Source organism: Nonomuraea sp. B208 (assembly GCF_057536035.1).
On record NZ_BAAJOU010000033.1, the window covers coordinates 1 to 17,444 of the forward strand.

Annotated in this window: 15 protein-coding genes and 1 pseudogene; 9 read left to right on the forward strand and 7 right to left on the reverse strand. The window is 71.3% G+C overall.

Features of this window, described 5'->3' with window-relative positions:
- The 3 genes and pseudogenes from AC27IY_RS45390 to AC27IY_RS45400 form a co-directional block, all read left to right on the forward strand.
- Positions 1–288, forward strand: a pseudogene (locus tag AC27IY_RS45390) (ATP-binding protein); the annotation flags it as partial.
- A gap of 64 nt (positions 289–352) precedes the next feature.
- Positions 353–877 carry an RNA polymerase sigma factor gene (locus AC27IY_RS45395; RefSeq protein WP_487177783.1) on the forward strand — a complete coding sequence of 175 codons (525 nt, stop codon included), beginning with the start codon at positions 353–355 and terminating at the stop codon, positions 875–877.
- On the forward strand, positions 874–2,022 hold the full coding sequence (locus AC27IY_RS45400; protein ID WP_487181767.1) for a CU044_5270 family protein: 1,149 nt from the start codon (positions 874–876) through the stop codon (positions 2,020–2,022). The genes AC27IY_RS45395 and AC27IY_RS45400 overlap by 4 nt, the downstream gene beginning before the upstream one ends.
- Before the next feature lie 4 nt (positions 2,023–2,026).
- Here AC27IY_RS45400 and AC27IY_RS45405 read toward each other — a convergent pair whose 3' ends face one another.
- Entirely contained in the window at positions 2,027–2,644 is a 618-nt protein-coding gene (locus tag AC27IY_RS45405; protein ID WP_487181768.1) for a TetR/AcrR family transcriptional regulator, read from the reverse strand.
- Between the two features lie 78 nt (positions 2,645–2,722).
- Between AC27IY_RS45405 and AC27IY_RS45410 the strand changes: the two genes are divergently transcribed.
- Positions 2,723–4,129 carry a DHA2 family efflux MFS transporter permease subunit gene (locus AC27IY_RS45410; RefSeq protein ID WP_487181769.1) on the forward strand — a complete coding sequence of 469 codons (1,407 nt, stop codon included), beginning with the start codon at positions 2,723–2,725 and terminating at the stop codon, positions 4,127–4,129.
- On the opposite strand, the gene AC27IY_RS45415 is transcribed toward AC27IY_RS45410, so the two are convergent.
- On the reverse strand, positions 4,117–4,614 hold the full coding sequence (locus AC27IY_RS45415) for a peptidase inhibitor family I36 protein (RefSeq protein ID WP_487181770.1): 498 nt from the start codon (positions 4,612–4,614) through the stop codon (positions 4,117–4,119). The two genes, AC27IY_RS45410 and AC27IY_RS45415, sit on opposite strands and share 13 nt — an antisense overlap.
- 161 nt (positions 4,615–4,775) lie before the next feature.
- Between AC27IY_RS45415 and AC27IY_RS45420 the strand changes: the two genes are divergently transcribed.
- From AC27IY_RS45420 to AC27IY_RS45440, 5 genes are all read left to right on the forward strand, one after another.
- Positions 4,776–5,963 (forward strand): RtcB family protein, encoded by a 1,188-nt coding sequence (locus tag AC27IY_RS45420; protein ID WP_487181771.1) that lies wholly within the window; start codon positions 4,776–4,778, stop codon positions 5,961–5,963.
- Positions 5,964–6,902: 939 nt separating this feature from the next.
- Positions 6,903–8,249 (forward strand): NsdA family TPR-like regulatory protein, encoded by a 1,347-nt coding sequence (locus AC27IY_RS45425; protein ID WP_487181772.1) that lies wholly within the window; start codon positions 6,903–6,905, stop codon positions 8,247–8,249.
- A gap of 40 nt (positions 8,250–8,289) precedes the next feature.
- Positions 8,290–8,814: an NUDIX hydrolase gene (locus AC27IY_RS45430; protein WP_487181910.1), complete on the forward strand. Its 525-nt coding sequence runs from the start codon at positions 8,290–8,292 to the stop codon at positions 8,812–8,814.
- A gap of 191 nt (positions 8,815–9,005) precedes the next feature.
- Positions 9,006–9,851: a DUF1996 domain-containing protein gene (locus AC27IY_RS45435; protein WP_344210700.1), complete on the forward strand. Its 846-nt coding sequence runs from the start codon at positions 9,006–9,008 to the stop codon at positions 9,849–9,851.
- Between the two features lie 14 nt (positions 9,852–9,865).
- Complete coding sequence (locus tag AC27IY_RS45440; RefSeq protein ID WP_487181773.1) at positions 9,866–10,399, forward strand: DUF305 domain-containing protein; 534 nt, start codon at positions 9,866–9,868, stop codon at positions 10,397–10,399.
- Positions 10,400–10,406: 7 nt separating this feature from the next.
- Here AC27IY_RS45440 and AC27IY_RS45445 read toward each other — a convergent pair whose 3' ends face one another.
- From AC27IY_RS45445 to AC27IY_RS45465, 5 genes are read right to left on the reverse strand one after another with little or no spacing between them, the layout of a single operon-like run.
- Positions 10,407–11,027, reverse strand: coding sequence for a phosphotransferase (locus AC27IY_RS45445; protein WP_344210696.1), 621 nt, complete (start codon positions 11,025–11,027; stop codon positions 10,407–10,409).
- 48 nt (positions 11,028–11,075) lie between these two features.
- Positions 11,076–11,756, reverse strand: coding sequence for a respiratory nitrate reductase subunit gamma (gene narI / locus AC27IY_RS45450; RefSeq protein WP_344210694.1), 681 nt, complete (start codon positions 11,754–11,756; stop codon positions 11,076–11,078).
- Positions 11,753–12,301 (reverse strand): nitrate reductase molybdenum cofactor assembly chaperone, encoded by a 549-nt coding sequence (narJ, locus tag AC27IY_RS45455; protein WP_344210692.1) that lies wholly within the window; start codon positions 12,299–12,301, stop codon positions 11,753–11,755. Before narJ ends, narI begins: the two co-directional genes overlap by 4 nt.
- Complete coding sequence (narH, locus tag AC27IY_RS45460) at positions 12,298–13,914, reverse strand: nitrate reductase subunit beta (protein WP_344210690.1); 1,617 nt, start codon at positions 13,912–13,914, stop codon at positions 12,298–12,300. The genes narJ and narH overlap by 4 nt, the downstream gene beginning before the upstream one ends.
- Positions 13,914–17,414: a nitrate reductase subunit alpha gene (locus AC27IY_RS45465; protein ID WP_487181774.1), complete on the reverse strand. Its 3,501-nt coding sequence runs from the start codon at positions 17,412–17,414 to the stop codon at positions 13,914–13,916. The genes narH and AC27IY_RS45465 overlap by 1 nt, the downstream gene beginning before the upstream one ends.
- Between the last annotated feature and the right edge of the window lie 30 nt (positions 17,415–17,444).

Here is a 17,444-nt window from a genome sequence, read left to right on the forward strand (position 1 = left end):
GTCGCCCTCGACAAGCGGGCGGGGCGGGCCGAGATCGCCCTCGTGGGGGAGGCGAAGGCCACGCTGCTCCGGCGGAGCGTCGCGGACCTCGACCGGCTCGACCGGCTGAAGGCGCTGCTGGCCGAGCAGGGGCACGACGCGGGGAAGGCGGTGCTGGCGCTGTTCTCGATGGAGGGGTTTCAGCCGGACCTCGTGGACCTGGCGCGGCGCAGAGGAGACGTCCTGCTGGTCGATCTGGCCGCCGTCGCGGGCTGCGGCGAGCCGGCCGTCGTGCCGGGCGGGGTGTAACAAAGGGGCCGTTCGGACCACTTCGTGGTGTCAGTGGAACGCATCCGAACGAAGGGGCTGGGCGGTGGCGGATGATACGGACCGGTTCACCGGCATGTACGACGAATGCCGGCAACGCGTCTGGGCCTACGTGGTCAGCCGGGCGGGCCGGCAGGTGGCCGACGAGGTGGTGAGCGAGACGTTCGCGATCGCCTGGCGGCGGTTCGGGGACGTGCCGGAGCCGGCGCTGCCGTGGCTGCTCGGCGTGGCGCGGAACGTCCTGCGCGACAACGTGCGCGCCGAGGCCCGCAGGGAGGCGCTGGCGGCCGAGCTGCGCTCCTGGACCGAAGGGGACGTGGCCGAGCAGGTGACCGAGCGCCTGGGGGTGCTGCGGGCGCTGGCCGAGCTGTCCGACGACGACAGGGAGATCCTGCTGCTGGTGGCCTGGCAGGGATTGTCGCCGAAGGAGGCGGCCCGGGTCGTGGGCTGCTCGTCGGCGGCCTTCCGGGTACGCCTGCACCGGGCCCGCAAGCGGCTGGAGCGGGCCGTTCAGCATCCCGCGCCGGCGCCCCTGTCCCCCGTAAGGAACCTCACCCAGGAGTGGTCATGAACCCGATCGACGAGCTCAGGGCCGCCCGGCCCGCCCATCTCGGCGACCGTCCGGTGGACGGGCGCACGCGGGCGGCCGAGCTGGCGTACGCGATGTCCCGGCCGCGACAGGGGGAGCGGCGGCGACGTCCGGCCTTCCGCCCCGCGTGGGGGCTGGCGCTGGCCGGGGCGGCGGCGGCGGCCGTCGCGGCGGCGGCGGTCGTCCTGCCGGGCGGCGGCGCGACCCCGCCACCGCGGGCGCCCGCCGTCGCGGCGACGGAGAACGCGCCGGCCGTCGCGGAGAAGACGCGCCTGTCGGCGCGGGAGGTGCTGCTCGCCGCCGCCGCGAACGCCGGCCGGCAGGCCGAGGCCGAGGGCGACTGGTGGCACACGGCGACCGTGACCCGCACCTTGTTCACCGCGACCGGGGGTTACCGGGTCGAGTCGCGCGGCCGCGACGAGATGTGGACGCCCCGGGCCACGGGCGGCGAGCAGTGGAGCCGCGGCCAGTCCCTCGGCGCGGCCCCCGCCAGCGAGGCGGACCGTCAGGCGTGGGAGGCGGCCGGGTCGCCGGCCGAGTTCGAGGTCAAGGTGCCGGGCAAGCGGGGGGCGCTCACGATGCCGGCCGCTCCGGGGAAGGTCAGGACCGACCGCAGCCCGCTCGTGGACGGGGACAAGGTGTTCTGGCTGGGCCGCAACGTCACCATGAAGGACCTGCGCGGGCTGCCTGACGAGCCCGAGGCGCTGCGCGCGTGGCTGCTGCGCTCGTACGAGGGGCACGACACGGAGTCGGACGGCGTGCCGATGGCCTCGGACGTGTGGCTGTTCAAGGTCAGCGCCGGGCTGATCACCGACATGCCGGTGACGCCGAAGGTGCGCGGCGCGGCGTTCCGGATGCTGGCCGGGCTCGACACGGTGGAGGTCACCGAGGACATTACGGACGCCGAGGGCCGCACCGGCACCGCCGTCTCGATCGAGGAGCGGATCAAGGGCGGCGCGGTGCTGCGCAACCGGCTGGTCTTCGACGAGGCGACCGGCCGCGGGCTCGCCAACGAGAACGTCGTGGTCAAGCCCGGCGGGCTCCAGGCGGGCCTGGAGCCGGGCTCGGTGTTCAACTCGGTCGCGGTGCTGGAGGCGGGCTGGACGTCCGCCGCGCCGCGCCGCTGACCCCTCACCCCCAGGCGGTGAGGAACGTCCGCACCGCCGCCTCGGCCAGCTCGCGCAGCTCGGCGTCCTCCAGGGTGCGGGTGCCGAGCCTGGTCCTGGCCTCCAGGGGCCCGAGCAGCAGGGACGTGAACTGCTCGGCGGCCAGGTCGGGCTCGGCGGCGCGCAGCCGGCCGGCGAGCGTGAGCCTGGCCAGCCGGTCGGCGAGTGCCTGGTTGAGCCGGTCGGGACCGTACTGGGTGGTGATCTCCAGCAGGTCGGGGAAGTGGGCGATCTCGGCGTAGAGGAGGCGGCGCAGCGCGCACGAGCGGCCGCCGGCGTGCAGGCGCAGCAGCGCGTGGCCGACGTCCGTCAGGGTGGCGGCGAGGTCGTCCCCCGGACGCGCCAGCGGCTCCAGCGCGGCCAGCCGCTCCTCCAGCGCCGTGCGGGCGCTCGCCTCCATCGCGTGCCTGAACAGCGTGGCCTTGTCGGACAGGTGGTTGTAGACCGTCGGCTTGGCCACGCCCGCCTCGGCGGCGATCTCCTGGACGCACGCCTGCGCGTAGCCCTGACGGGCGAACACCGTGAACGCCCCCTCCAGGATCGCCTGCCGCTTGTCGATCCGGCCCCGCGTGGTGCTGTCCATAGCCTGATTGTACTCGTCGGTTCAAGTCAATGGACCGAGCTGTTGCATGCATACGCATGAGATCACTATGTTGAACCCATGAGTTCAAATACCGCCGACCGTCTGGGCGGTCGGCTGACGGCAGTGATCGGCGTCGTGCTGCTCGGCGGCCTGCTGGGCATCCTCAACAGCACGATGGCCGCCGTCGCCACCGGCACCCTCGCGCGGATCTTCGACACCTCGCTCAGCACGGTCGGCTGGACGTCCACCGGGTTCCTGCTGGCGGTGACCGCCACGATCCCGTTCACCACCTGGGCCGTCGACCGGTTCGGCGGCCGGCGGCTGTGGCTGGCCGGGCTGGTGCTGTTCGCGGCCGGCTCGCTCGGGGCGGGGCTGGCCTGGAACGTCGGCGCGCTGATCGGCTTCCGCGTGCTCCAGGGGTTCGGGGCCGGGCTGCTCGACCCGCTCGTGCTGATCCTGCTGGCCCGCGCCGCCGGGCCGCACCGCGCCGGACGGGTGATGGGGCTGATGGGCGTGGTCCTGTCGCTCGGGCCCGTCCTGGGGCCGATCGCGGGCGGAGTGGTGCTGAACGGGCTGTCGTGGCGGTGGATGTTCCTGCTCAGCGTGCTGCTGGCGGCGGTCGCGTACGTGCTGGCGCGGCGCGTGCTCCCCGCCGACGCCGCCGCCCCGGATGCGGTGGCGGGGCGGCTCGACGTGCTCGGGCTGGCAATGCTCGGGCCGGGCTTCGCGGCGGTCGTGCTGGCGCTGTCGCAGACGGCGGAGCAGGGCGGCGTCGCGGCCTGGCAGGCGCTGCTGCCGCTCGCGCTCGGGGCCGCGCTGCTGCTCGGCTACGGGCTGCACGCCCGGCGGGCCGCCGCGCCGCTGATCGAGCTGCGGCTGTTCGCCGGGCGGGGGTTCTGCGCGAGCGTCGCGATCATGGGGATCGGCGGCCTCGGCCTGTACGCCGCGCTGTTCGCCCTGCCGCTGTACTACCAGCAGGCCCACGGCCACGGCGTGCTCGCCGCCGGGCTGCTCATGACCCCGATCGGGCTCGGCGGCTCGCTCGCCATGCCGCTGGCCGGGCGGCTGTCGGACCGGATCGGCGCCCGCGGGCTGGCCACGGCGGGAGCGATCGGGTCCCTGCTGAGCGCGTTCGCCCTCACTCAGGTCGGGGCGGACACGCCCGAGGTGTGGCCGGTGCTCGCGGCCTTCGCGTTCGGCCTGGGGAGCGGCTGCTTCAGCGCGCCGACGATGGGCTCCCTCTACCGGACGCTGCCGGCGCCGCTGGTGGCGCAGGGCAGCTCCGTGCTCTACATGCTCAACCAGCTCGGCGCGGCCCTCGGCGTCGCCCTCGTCACGCTCGTCCTGCAGACCGCCGGCGACGCGATGACCGGCTTCCACCACGTCGCCTGGATGTCCGTCGTCATGATCGCACTCGTCCTGGCCGCCGTCCCGCTCCTGCCCGGCCGCCCTTCCGCCGTCCCCGCCGGCGGTCAGCCCGTGTAGCCGCGCGCGGCGTAGTCGTAGGCGTCGTTGAAGCGGACGTACGCCTTCTTGCCGACGAACGGCTCGAACGGGTCGGGCTGGAGCTTCTTCTTGTTCTTCAGGAAGTAGTTGTCGGACGGGCAGGTGCCGCGCGCCCAGAACGACGAGACCCGGTCCCGCCAGGGCCCCGTGAACTCGAACTTCTTGCAGTTCTTGGCCGAGGCGCGCCACGACCCCATGGCGCCGCGCCAGTACTGGTGCTCGTACACGCAGTAGTAGCCCTTCTTGCACGCCTTGGCGGTGGCGGCGAGCACCACGCGCACGTCGCCGCCGTCCCAGACGATCTCGTTGCTGCTCACCCTCGTTCCGCCGGGCATGGCGGCCAGGTACGCCTCGACCAGGGCGCTGTCGGCGGTGGCGGCCTGGGCGGGAAGCGCGCCGAAGACGATGATCGCGGTGCCGGCGACGACGCCGGCCGTCGTGAGGTGGCGGCGAGGCAGGTTCATGTCGGGTCCTCTCGGCTCGGTGACGAGAGGAACGTAGGCGACCAGGTGTTGAGCCTGCGTTGAGTCCGTGTTGACCGCGCCTAATTCGGTTGCGGCGGGTATGGGATGTCTGGCCTGATAGATCGCGTTCCAGTTGGACCAGCGAGAGGAGGCGACACGCGATGACGTACCACGAGGTGACCGGGACCAGGCATCCGCTCAGGATGTGGGCGGAGCCAGAGGCCGTCGATCCGCAGGCGATGCAGCAACTGCGCAACGTCGCGAACCTCCCCTGGGTCCACGGCGTCGCCGTCATGCCCGACGTCCACCACGGCAAGGGCGCGACGGTCGGGTCGGTCATCGCCATGCGCGAGGCCGTCTCGCCGGCCGCCGTCGGCGTGGACATCGGCTGCGGGATGAGCGCGGTCAAGACCTCGTACAAGGCTTCGCAGCTCCCGGACAACCTCGCCTACCTGCGCGGGAAGCTGGAGCAGGCGGTGCCGGTCGGCTTCTCGCACCACAAGCGCCCGGTCGACCCCGGCAAGATCTTCGGGATGCGTACGGCCGGCTGGGCCGAGTTCTGGAAGAGCTTCGACGACCTCGCCCCGGCGGTACGCGCCCGCCGCGAGCGGGCCGAGGCGCAGATGGGCACCCTCGGCGGCGGCAACCACTTCCTGGAGGTCTGCTCCGACGACGAGGGCACCGTCTGGGTCGTCCTCCACTCCGGCTCCCGCAACATCGGCAAGGAGCTGGCCGAGCACCACATCGGCGTCGCCCGCGGCCTGTCGCACAACCAGGACCTGGTGGACCGCGACCTCGCCGTCTTCCTCGGCGGCACGCCGGAGATGCACGCCTACCGCCGCGACCTCTACTGGGCCCAGGACTACGCCCGCCGCAACCGGGCGCTCATGATGGGCCTGGTCTGCGACGTCCTCCGCCGCCACCTGCCGGGCGTCACCTTCGACCAGCCCATCTCCTGCCACCACAACTACGTGGCGGAGGAGCGCTACGAGGGCGTGGACGTGCTCGTCACCCGCAAGGGCGCGATCCGGGCCGGCTCGGGCGACCTCGGCATCATCCCGGGCTCGATGGCCACCGGGACGTACATCGTCAAGGGGCTGGGGAACGGGCTGGCGTACAACTCGGCCTCGCACGGGGCCGGCCGCAAGATGAGCCGCAACAAGGCGAAGAAGACGTTCACCCTGAAGGATCTGCAGGAGCAGACGTTCGGGGTGGAGTGCAGGAAGGACGCGGGGGTGCTGGACGAGATTCCGGGGGCGTACAAGGACCTCGAGTCGGTGATGGCGGCCCAGACCGACCTGGTCGAGGTCGTCGCCCACCTGCGCCAGCTCATCTGCATCAAGGGCTGACCAGGACGTGGGCGGCGCACTCGGCGCAGGCCCGGGGAGAGAGCCGAGGGAACGGCACTGACCAGTGACAGACCGGCAGAGGTCGCGCCCGCTGCGCGCAGAGGGTGGTTGACGTCCCGACGGGTACGGCGTGCAAGGTGGCCTTGTGACCTCTGCCGGAGATCCCTGCTCGATATTCGGGTGCTGATGGCCTCCTCGGAGGGGGCTCGGGTTCGACGGCGAGGTCATCCACGTGTACGGACCAGCGACGGACTCCAAAGGGGAGGTCGTACTCGTCGCCGTCAAGGGCGATCAGGGCATGACCGCCGTGAGCATGGATGCAGGTCACTGTCCCGCGCCGCCCGATGAGGAGAGCATGGTAGGCGCGGGTTCTCGGATTGCTGTGGAGCAGGCGGACGATCGTTGTCCGGTTTCCTGCCTGTGGAGCCTGGAGGGTCAACCGGCCGGCTCGGAGAGAGGACTCCTGCGGAGTTCTGCGTATCGAAAGGCGACGCGGCGGGCAGCTCGTTCAGGCTCGAAGGCCGAGTGCCAGGCGTAGATGGCTCGCTTACGGTGTGCGTCCCAGCCTGTCCGCCACCAGTAGCGCTCGCCGTCGCACCAGACGACGAGGCCCACCCAGACGGAGACCAGGGCCAGACCGTACCCGGCGTGAACGTCGGCAGGGACACCGAGTGCCTGGAGGGCGTTGCCCATGTCGCGGGCAGCACCCAGGGGGAACGGGGGCGTTGTGATCGCAACTTGGTTTCGGGTCACGACGCAAGTGGACTTCGCTCGACACCTCCTCCATAAGCGTGTGCTCGGGACACGAGGTGGAGGGCTCTTCACACCCCGTGTGAATGCGACGGAGCTGTGACCTGGCCGACCGTGACCCCCTCTGTTCGTTGTGTGACTGACTGCTTACACTCCGGACATGGCGTCACCAGGCGGAGGGGGCCGGCAGTGGGTGAGCCGAACATCTTGCTGGACTCGTTGCTCATAGAGGCGGGCATCTCGCATGCGGGTCTGGCCGCGCGCATCAACAGAGCCACCTCGACAACGCGCCGGCCCACGCGGTACGACCACACCGCCGTAGCAAGGTGGATCAGGGACAACGCCACTCCAAGAGGCGATGTCCCTGAGATCATCTGCGAGATCATCGGAGCCAGGATCGGCAGGGTTCTTCATCTGGCGGATATCGGGATGGCGAGGACGGCGGGTGACGGCTTCGGGCTGGAGCTGCCCAAGGCCGTCGACCAGGCCGTGGCCTTATGGCGGGGCGACCTCACCGACAAGGTCCTTCCGGTGGGGGGGCCGATGGTCGAGGGAGCGGCGGCCATCGCACCTGTCTTCGAGTGGGAGAACCCACCGCATGAGATCGACGTGTCCCGGCAGGGTCCCCGATCGGTGTCGATGGATGATGTGGAGGCGCTCAAGAACGTGCGCGTGCGCTACGAGCAGATGTACCGCAGAGTGGGCGGCGTTCCCGTACGGCCTCGGCTCGTGACCTTTCTCAATGTCAGCGTGACGCCGTTGCTCAGGGGAAGCCATGACGACGAGGTCGGCAGGCAGTTGCTCAGGGCCGCCGGTGGGCTCGTCGCGCTGGCCGGTGTCTGCGCGTACGACTCCGACAGGCAGGCGCTGTCGCAGCGCTATCTGTTCCATGCGCTCAGGATGGCCAAGGCGTCAAGCAACCTGGCCTTCGGCGGCTATGTGATCGCGCTGCTGGCGAACCAGGCGATGGCGCAGGCGACCTACCCGCGCGTCATCCAGTACTGCGAGACGGCACTGCGGGGAGCGCGGGGTCATCTGAGCCCTGCCCTTGCGACGGACCTGCACATTCTCCAGGCGAAGGCGTACGCGCGTGTCGGCGATCGGGCGAGCTGTCACGCGCACATGCGCCTGGCGGAGACCACCGCCGGGCGGATTCAGCGAGGAGAAGAGCCGCCGGAGACCGGTTACGTACAGCCTGGTCTGCTTGAGTGCCAGCACGCCGAGGCCCTGCGGCGTCTCGGCGACCTGACACCTGCTCAGGAGTACGCCGAGGAGGCCCTACGGCTGGCCGGCGCCTGCCATCTGCGAGGGCAGGCTCATAGGCAGGCGACTCTCGCCTTGATCCTGGCCGAGCGCGGCGAGCTGGAGCAGTCAGTCTTCATCGCGGAGGCCATGCTCGACTGCACCGAGGGCATGGAGTCCGAGCGCCTTGCCGAGCGCATCAAGTCGGTGACGATGGCCTTGAGTGCTCACGACACGCGACCGGTCAACGCGTTCGTCGCCAGGGCGAGGCAGCAGGTGGGCATCCCCTTGTAGCGTGGTGCCGGTCCAGGTGTCCACCCAGGGGAGCGGCGGTATGCGCTGGCAGGTTCACTCGGAAGAAGCTCTCTACGCCGACCGTTGGCTCGACGTCCGGGTGGCCGACGTGGAGCTTCCGGACGGGAGGCATCTCGACCACCGGCTCATCCGTACCGCGCCCGGAGCGGGTGCCGTCGTCATCGACGAGCAGAATCGCGTACTGCTCATCTGGCGGCACCGCTTCATCACCGACACCTGGGGCTGGGAGATTCCCATCGGCAAGATCGAGGAAGGCGAGGAGCCGATCACGGCCGCCGCGCGTGAGGTCGAAGAGGAGACCGGCTGGCGGCCCGGCCCGTTGCGGCCCCTGCTCTACACCCAGCCGACCAACGGCATCTCCGACTCCGAGCACCACATCTTCCGCGCCGACAACGCACGGCACATCGGGCCGCCGACCGAGGCATGGGAGGCCGAGCGCGTCGAGTGGGTGCCGCTCGCGGAGATCCGGCGGCTGATCGACAAGCGCGACATCGTGGGCGGGACCAGTATGAACGCGCTGCTTTACGTATTGAGTGAGGGGTAGCGGTGCCTATCCCCTTCCACTGAGAGAGCGCTCCCCACAGCGGATCGGACCGGCCAAGGGGAGCGCTACTTGAGTATGTGCGGGTTTCATGGTGGTTAACGGGGTTCTTGACAGCCGTCAAGTGGGCGAGCAGTCTTCTGGTCAAGGGAGCGCTCTCTCGAAACGATCGCCCACCCCCCAAGGGAGCCGCCATGCGTGTCACGCGACTGCTCGCCCTCCTGTCCGTGCTGCTCGCCACGTTCGCCGTCGCCCCGCGGCCGGTGGACGCGCAGGTCGTCCGGGTCGCGGAGTTCCTCGCCGACTGCCCGTTCAGCCATCGGCTGCCGGACGATCCGATCGTCTTCCCCGGGCTGCCCGGGGCCTCGCACATGCACAGCTTCTTCGGCAGCCGGGTCACCAACGCCTCCACCACGCTCGCCGATCTGCAGAATGGTGCCACCAACTGCAACCCGGCCGTGGACAAGTCGTCGTACTGGGTGCCGACCTTCTACCGGGACGGGGCGCCGGTCGAGCCGGCCATCATCACGTTCTACTACCTGGGGGAGGGCGTCCGGGACGACATCGTCGCGCGGACGCAGCCGCTTCCGCTGGGGCTGCGGATCGTCGCGGGGAACGCCAAGGCGACCGGGCCGGGGGACGGGTCGTCCATCGCGCGGTGGTCGTGTCTGCACGCCGGGCAGGTGCCGCCGTCCAAGGACTTCGTGACGTGCCCGAGCGGGACGATGCTGGAGTCGTACCTGGACTTCCCGCAGTGCTGGAACGGGCGCGACCTCGACTCCGCCGACCACAAGAGCCACATGGCGTACCCGGTGGCGGGGGCGTGCCCGAGCACGCATCCGGTGCCGGTGCCGAAGTTGCGGCAGGTCATCCGGTATCCGGTCAGCGGGGACCCGTCGCACTTCCGGCTGGCTTCCGGCGGCGGGTACACGATGCACGGCGACTTCTTCAACGCCTGGCCGCAGGCGGAGATGGAGCGCCGGGTGCGTGACTGCATCCGTCCGGTCGTGAAGTGCGGCGCGGACGGGCGGCCGGTCTAGGTGCCGTGTTCCTCATGGTGAGGGCGTGGGTGTCGGCGGCGTTCGTGCTGTCGCTGCTGGTGGGAGGCTGCGGCGCCACGGCCGGCGGTACGGTGGCGAGCTCAGGCTCACCCTTCAACGCCACCGACGTCGCCTGGTTGCAGCTCGCCGAGGCGCTGCACGCGCGGGCGTTGCCGATGCTCGCGCTCGCACCCGGCCGTTCCGCCTCCCCTGAACTCGTGGAGCTGGCGGGACGGCTGGCGAAGGAGCACGGGGAGGGGCGGGAGCGGTTGCGTGCGCTGCTCCCCCGGAATGCGGGGGAGAATCCGCATGCCGGCCATGACATGCCCGGGATGCCGACCGCCGATGACCTGGAGGCGCTGCGGGGGCTGCGGGGGAAGAAGTTCGATCGGCGGTTCGTCCCGTTGGTACGGGCGTACCTCGATCAGCTCGTGCTGGTCGCCGAGGGGGAGCGGCGTTCGGGGGCATCCGAGGAGGTGCGGCGGCTCGCCGCCACGATGGCCCGAGCGCACGAGGCCGAGCTGGCCCGGCTGGCCGGCGCGGGGTGAGAGGGGGTCACTCCGACCAGGCGGTGGTGGTGTCGAGGCGGTGGAGCCAGAGTTTCTCGCCGTCGCCGCCCGGCTCCCAGCGCGCGCAGAAGTCGAGCAGTGCCCGGCAGCGCGCGAGCATGGCCGCCTGCCGCTCCGTCCAGTCGGGGACGAACCCGTCGTAGGCGGCGAAGAAGTGCTCCAGCAGCGGCACGTGCTCCGGGTGGTGGCTGCGGATGATCCACTCGCACCAGGCGAGGTCCTCGACCGGCCGGCCCGGGTGCGCCCACTCCCAGTCGAGGATCGCGGTGGTGCGGAAGGTGGCCGGGTCGAAGAGCATGTTCTGGGGGCCGTAGTCGCCGTGGACGATCCCCAGGCGGTGGATGCCGCCGAGGATCCGGCCGCACTCGGTGAGCACCTCGACGGCGTGGCCGTCGTCCAGGAGGTCCTGGCCGTGCTCGCCGGAGACGAAGCGGGTGGTCAGGCTGTCGGCGGTGATCTTGTGAACGCGGGGGACCGGGATGCGGCCGCGCAGGCGGCGCAGGTATCTGCTCTCCGTGCTCAGCCTGAACGCCGCCTCGGGGCCCTGGTAGCACTTCACGACCAGGGCCCCGTCGCCGAATGTGCTGTTGGTGTACCCGTGCTTCACAAGGGACGATTCTGGCCTACCCGGACCCCTCCCGGGACCCGCGCCACGCTACCTCGCCCGGCTCCGATACACGATGTAAGGACGGAACAAATACCCCACGGGGGCGGAAAGTGCGTGGACCAAGCGGCTGAACGGGAAGAGTACGACCAGCCCCATCCCCACGACCGTGTGCAGTTTGTAAAGACCGCTCGCGTTACTCATCGCCATCGTGTCGGGACTGAAGGTGAGCACCCCCCGGAACCACGGCGCGACCGTCGTCCGGTAGCTCTCCTCGCTCGGCGTGAACCCCGCCACCGTCGTCACCACGCCGGTGACGATCGCCGCCGCCAGCACCACGTACATGGTCTTGTCGTTGGCCGTCGTCGCGAGGAACACCGGCCCCCGGGTGCGCCGCCGGTAGATCAGCAGGACCAGCCCCGCGAGCGCGGCCACCCCGGCGATCCCGCCCCAGACCAGGGCGTTCGCGTGGTAGGTGGCGTTGCTCACGCCGATCGCGTCGGTCCAGGACAGCGGGACGAGCAGGCCGGTGACGTGGCCGACGATCACGAAGATCAGCGCGTAGTGGAACAGCGGGCTCGCCACCCGGAGCAGCCGCCGCTCGTAGAGCTGGGAGGAGCGGGTGGTCCAGCCGAACTGGTCGTAGCGGTAGCGCCAGACCAGGCCGCCGACGAAGATCACCGCGGTGACGTAGGGCGCCACGGTCCAGAGCAGGCTCTCGCTCGCGTTCACGCCTGCCTCCCGACGCTCTCGGCCGGCGGGCCGCCGGCCGCCAGCCGCCGCACCTCCGCCCGCTGTTCGGCGGTCGCGGGCGGCAGCGTGCCGCACACGGCGCCGACCACCAGCGCGTACGGCGACCCGCGCCCCTCCAGCGCCGCCCGCAGCAGCTCCAGCCCCACCCGATGCTCCCGCAGCACCTCGGCCCCCGCCGCGTCGAGCGCGGCGAACTCCAGCACCACCGGCAGGAAGTCGGGCAGCTCGTCCTCCATCAGCTCCCACCCGGCGGCCCGGTAGCGGCGCTTCAGCGCGGCCAGCGACGCGCCCCGGCGGCGGGTGTCGCCGTCGGCGTAGTAGGTCAGGTAGAGGCAGCAGCGCCGGTCCAGGTCGAACGTCTCCACGTAGTGCGCGGCCAGCTCGCCCGCCCCCAGCTCGGCGGCCCGGTCGAGGAACCCGGCGAAGTACGGCTCCGCCGCCTCCCTGATCAGCGGCAGCCGCCGCCAGAACCGCTCGTCCGGGTAGGCCAGCAGATGGGCCGCGGCCTGCCAGAGCACCTTCACGAGCGCTCCCGTCGCGGCGGGAACAGCCCCGCGGGCATGCCCCGGCCGTCCCAGTTGAGCAGGTTGACCCGCTTGTGGGTCACCTCGTCGCCGGTCTGGCGCTCCTTCAGCCCGTGGAAGCTCTCGACCGACACCGGCTGCGGACGGCCCGACGCCTCGCCGAACGGCCCCTGCATGCCGGGACCGCCGTCGTAGTCGAGGCTGCAGCCGGCCTCCTCCACCACGCCTGGCTGGTTGCCGTACGCGGTGGGGATGACGTAGCGCTCGTCGTACTTGGCGAGGGCGAGCAGCCGGTACATCGCCGCCAGGTCCTCCTCGCTCATGCCCGCCTCCGGGGGCAGGACCGGCGGGCGGCCCAGGTTGACGGCCCGCATGTACGACCGCATCGCGGCCAGCTTGCGCAGCGCCGCCGTCACCGGCGCGGGATCGCCCGCCGTGAACAGCCCCGCCAGGTAGCCGACCGGGATGCGCAGCGCGTCGATGGCGGCGAACAGGTTGACCGCGTCCTCGCCGTCGTGGCCGGTGCCGGCGAGCGCGTCCACGACCGGCGAGAGCGGCGGGACGTACCAGACCATGGGCAGCGTCCGGTATTCGGGATGCAGGGGGAGCGCGATGCGGTAGCGCTTGACCAGGTCATACACCGGCGAGCGCCGGGCGGCCTCCAGCCACTCGGCGGGCAGCCCCGCGGCCTGGGCGGCCGCCGCGACGACCGGATCGTGCGGGTCGGCGAACAGGTCGAGCTGGGCCTCGTACAGGTCGCGCTCGTCCGGCGTCGCGGCGGCCTCGGCGACCCGGTCGGCGTCGTACAGCAGGACGCCGATATAACGCAGGCGGCCGACGCACGTCTCCGAGCAGACGGTCGGCAGCCCCACCTCGACCCGCGGGAAGCAGAACGTGCACTTCTCCGCCTTGCCGGTGCGGTGGTTGAAGTACACCTTCTTGTACGGGCAGCCGGTCACGCACATGCGCCACCCCCGGCACCGGTCCTGGTCCACGAGCACGATGCCGTCCTCCTCGCGCTTGTACAGCGCGCCGGAGGGGCAGGAGGCCACGCACGACGGGTTGAGGCAGTGCTCGCAGATGCGCGGCAGATAGAACATGTACGCCTCTTCGAACGACAGCCTGACCTGCTCCGACACCTGCGCGAGCACCGGGTCGGGCGACGGGTCGCCGCCGAGGTCGTCGTCCCAGTTGGCGCTCCACTCGATCTTGGTCGGCTGGTTGCTCAGCAGCGACCTCGGCGGCGCCACGGGCACGTCGGCCGACAGCGGGGCCCGCGTGAGGTTCTCGTAGTCGTAGGTCCAGGGCTCGTAGTAGTCCTGGATGGAGGGCAGCAGCGGGTTGGCGAAGATGGTGAGGAGCTTGCGCAGCCGGCCGCCGGCCCGGAGCTGGAGCCGGCCCTTGCGGTCCAGCGTCCAGCCGCCCCGCCAGCGGTCCTGGTCCTCGTAGCGGCGCGGGTAGCCCTGGCCGGGCCGGGTCTCGACGTTGTTGAACCAGACGTACTCGACTCCGGGGCGGTTCGTCCACGTCTGCTTGCAGGTGACGGAACAGGTGTGGCAGCCGATGCACTTGTCCAGGTTCATCACCATGGCGATCTGGGCCATGATCCGCATCAGTAGCGCACCTCCTGGGAGCGGCGGCGGATGGTCGTGAGCTCGTCGCGCTGGTTGCCCGTCGGGCCGAAGTAGTTGAACCCGTACGAGAGCTGGGCGTGGCCGCCGATCAGGTGCGTCGGCTTGATCAGCACCCTGGTCAGCGCGTTGTGGATGCCGCCGCGGCGGCCGGTCGCCTCCGACAGCGGCACGTCGATCAGGCGGTCCTGGGCGTGGTACATGTAGACCGTCCCCGGCGGCATGCGGTGGGAGACGATGGCGCGGGCCACGACCACGCCGTTGCGGTTGACGGCCTCCACCCAGTCGTTGTCGGCCACGCCGAGCCGGGCCGCGTCCTCGTCCGACATCCAGATCGCCGGGCCGCCCCTGGACAGCGACAGCATGAGCAGGTTGTCCTGATACTCGGAGTGGATCGACCATTTGCTGTGCGGCGTCAGATAGCGCAGCCGGCCGCTCTCGCCGAACAGCGCGGCGAGGTCCAGCGGCGGGCGGTAGACCGGCAGCGCCTCGCCGTACTCGTGCATCCAGTCGTGGTCGAGGAAGAAGTGCATCCGGCCGGTCAGCGTGTGCCACGGCTTGCCGTGCTCGACGTTGATCGTGAACGGGGCGTAGCGGCGGCCCGACGACTCCTTGCCCGACCACTCCGGGCTCGTGGACACGTGCACCGGCCGCGCCTGGGTGTCGGAGAAGACGATCCTGTGGCCCTCGTCGGCCAGCCCTGACAGGTCGGTCCCGGTGCGTTCGGCCAGCTCACGGAAGCCCTGGACGGCGAGCCGGCCGTTGCTCGCGCCCGACAGCGCGAGGATCGCCTCGCACGCCTTGGCGTCGGTGTCCAGCTCGGGACGCCCCTTCGCCACGCCGCGCGGCACCAGGCCGCACCGCGCGCCGAGCCAGGCGACCTCCTCGTCGGGACGGAACGTCACCCCCTTGACCGGCACGCCCAGCCGCTCCGTCAGCGGGCCGAGCGCGGCGAGCTGGTCGGCGACCGCGCCGTAGTCGCGCTCGACGACGTGCAGGGCGGGCTCGCGGTCGTGGCTGAGCTCGCTCGGCGTGTCGTGCTGGTGTGCGGTCGCCACCACGTCCCTGCGCACGCCGAGGCGTTCGCGGGCCAGGTCGCTGAAGGCGCGGGCGATCGTGTGGAAGGCGGCGAAGTCCGTCCGGGTCTCCCAGGGCGGGCTGATCGCCGGGTTGAAGGCGTGGACGAACGGGTGCATGTCGGTCGAGGAGAGGTCGTGTTTCTCGTACCAGGTGGCGGCCGGCAGCACCACGTCGGAGAAGACCGTCGAGGACGTCATGCGGAAGTCGAGCGTGACCAGCAGGTCCAGCTTGCCGCTCGCCGCCTCGGGATCGGGGTGCTCCAGGTTGGAGGTCGCGCCGAGGAGGTGGTGCAGGAAATACTCGTTGCCCTTGGCGCTGGAGCCGAACAGGTTGGAGCGCCAGAGCGTGAGCACGCGCGGCCAGTTGCGCGGGTCCTCCGGGTTCTCGGCGGCGTAGCGGAGCCGGCCCGCGCGCAGCTCCTCCCGCGTGTACGCGACCGGATCGGCGGCCTCCCCGAGCTCCAGCGGATTGCGGTCGAACGCCGGAGCCATCGGTATCCAGCCGTTGCGCACCGCCTCGGCCACCAGGTCGGCGGTGCGCCTCCCGCGGAACACGCCGGGCCCCACCGGCGAGGCCAGCTCGCCCGCGTCGAAACGGTCGTAACGCCACTGGCCGGTGTGCAGGTACCAGAACGGCGTGCCGGGGACCATCCTGGCCGGCCGCACCCAGTCGGCGGCGCTCGCCAGCACCCCCCAGCCCGCCAGCGGACGGCACTTCTCCTGGCCCACGTAGTGCGCCCAGCCGCCGCCGTTGCGTCCCTGGCAGCCGGTCAGCAGCAGCAGCGACAGGAACGCCCGGTAGATCGTGTCGCCGTGGAACCACTGCGCCGCGCCCGCCCCCATGATGATCATGCAGCGGCCGCCGGTGGCCTCGGCGGTCCGCGCGAACTCGCGGGCCAGGCGGGCCGCCCGCTCGGCCGGCACGCCGGTGATCGGCTCCTGCCACGCCGGCGTGTACGGCCGCGCCGCGTCCTCGTAGCCCTCCGGCCAGTCGCCCGGCAGGCCGGGGCGGCGGACGCCGTACTGGGCGAGGAGCAGGTCGTAGACCGTGGTGACGAGATGCCCGTTGATCCTGGTCACCGGAACGCCCCTGACCAGCGGCTCGCCGCCGTCGAACCGGGGCAGCAGCACCTCGGCGGCCTGGCTCCAGTCGTCCATCACGGTGAGCTTGGGGTCGGTGCCGAGGTCGAGGTTCCAGCGGCCCTTGCCCGACTCGCTCCAGCGGAAGCCCGCCGAGCCGTTCGGCACCACCGGGCGGCCGTTGCGCGACAGCAGGACCGTCTTCCACTCCGCCGCCTCCTCCTGGAGGCCGAGATCGCGGGCCGTGAGGAACCTGCCCGGCACGTGCCGGCCGTCCCGCCGCTCCAGGCGGACGAGGAAGGGCAGGTCGGTGAAACGCTTGACGTAGCCGGTGAAGGACGGCGTGTCGCGCTCCACGAAGAACTCCTTCAGCAGCACGTGGCCCATCGCCATCGCGAGCGCGCCGTCCGTGCCGGGGCGCACGCTCAGGAACTCGTCGGCGAACTTGGCGGCGTCGCTGAAGTCGGGGCTGACCACCACGACCTTCTGGCCCCGGTAGCGGGCCTCGGCCATCCAGTGGGCGTCCGGCGTGCGCGTCACCGGCACGTTGGAGCCCCACATCATCAGGTACGCGGCGTCCCACCAGTCGGCGGACTCCGGCACGTCCGTCTGGTCGCCGAACACCTGCGGCGAGGCGACCGGCAGGTCGGCGTACCAGTCGTAGAAGGAGAGCATGGTGCCGCCGAGCAGCGACACGAAGCGCGAGCCGATCGCGTGCGAGACCATCGACATGGCCGGGATCGGCGAGAAGCCGGCGATCCGGTCGGGCCCGTAGGCGCTGATCGTGTGGACGTGCGCGGCGGCCACCATCTCGGCCGCCAGGTCCCAGCTGACCCTGACCAGCCCGCCCCTGCCACGCGCCTGCTGGTAGGCGCGCCGCTTCGCAGGGTCGCCGGTGACCTCCGCCCAGGCCGCGACCGGGTCGCCGAGCCGCTCGCGGGCCTCGGCGTACATCTCGACCAGCACGCCCCGCGCGTACGGGTAACGGATCCTGGTGGGGGAGTAGGTGTACCAGGAGAAGGCGGCGCCGCGCGGGCAGCCGCGGGGCTCGTACTCGGGGCGGTCGGGGCCCACGCTCGGGTAGTCGGTCTCCTGGGTCTCCCAGGTGATGATGCCGTCCTTGACGTACACCTTCCACGAGCACGAACCCGTGCAGTTCACCCCGTGCGTGGAGCGGACGACCTTGTCGTGGCTCCACCGGTCCCGGTAGAAGGCGTCGCCCTCCGTGCCGCCGGCCAGGCGCAGGGTGTGCAGGTCACCGCTCGTGGCCGCCGATCTGCGCAGGAAACGGCCGGTCCTGAGGAGGACGTCCTGGGCGCTCATACCCCCACTTCATCACAGAAAGTAATTCTC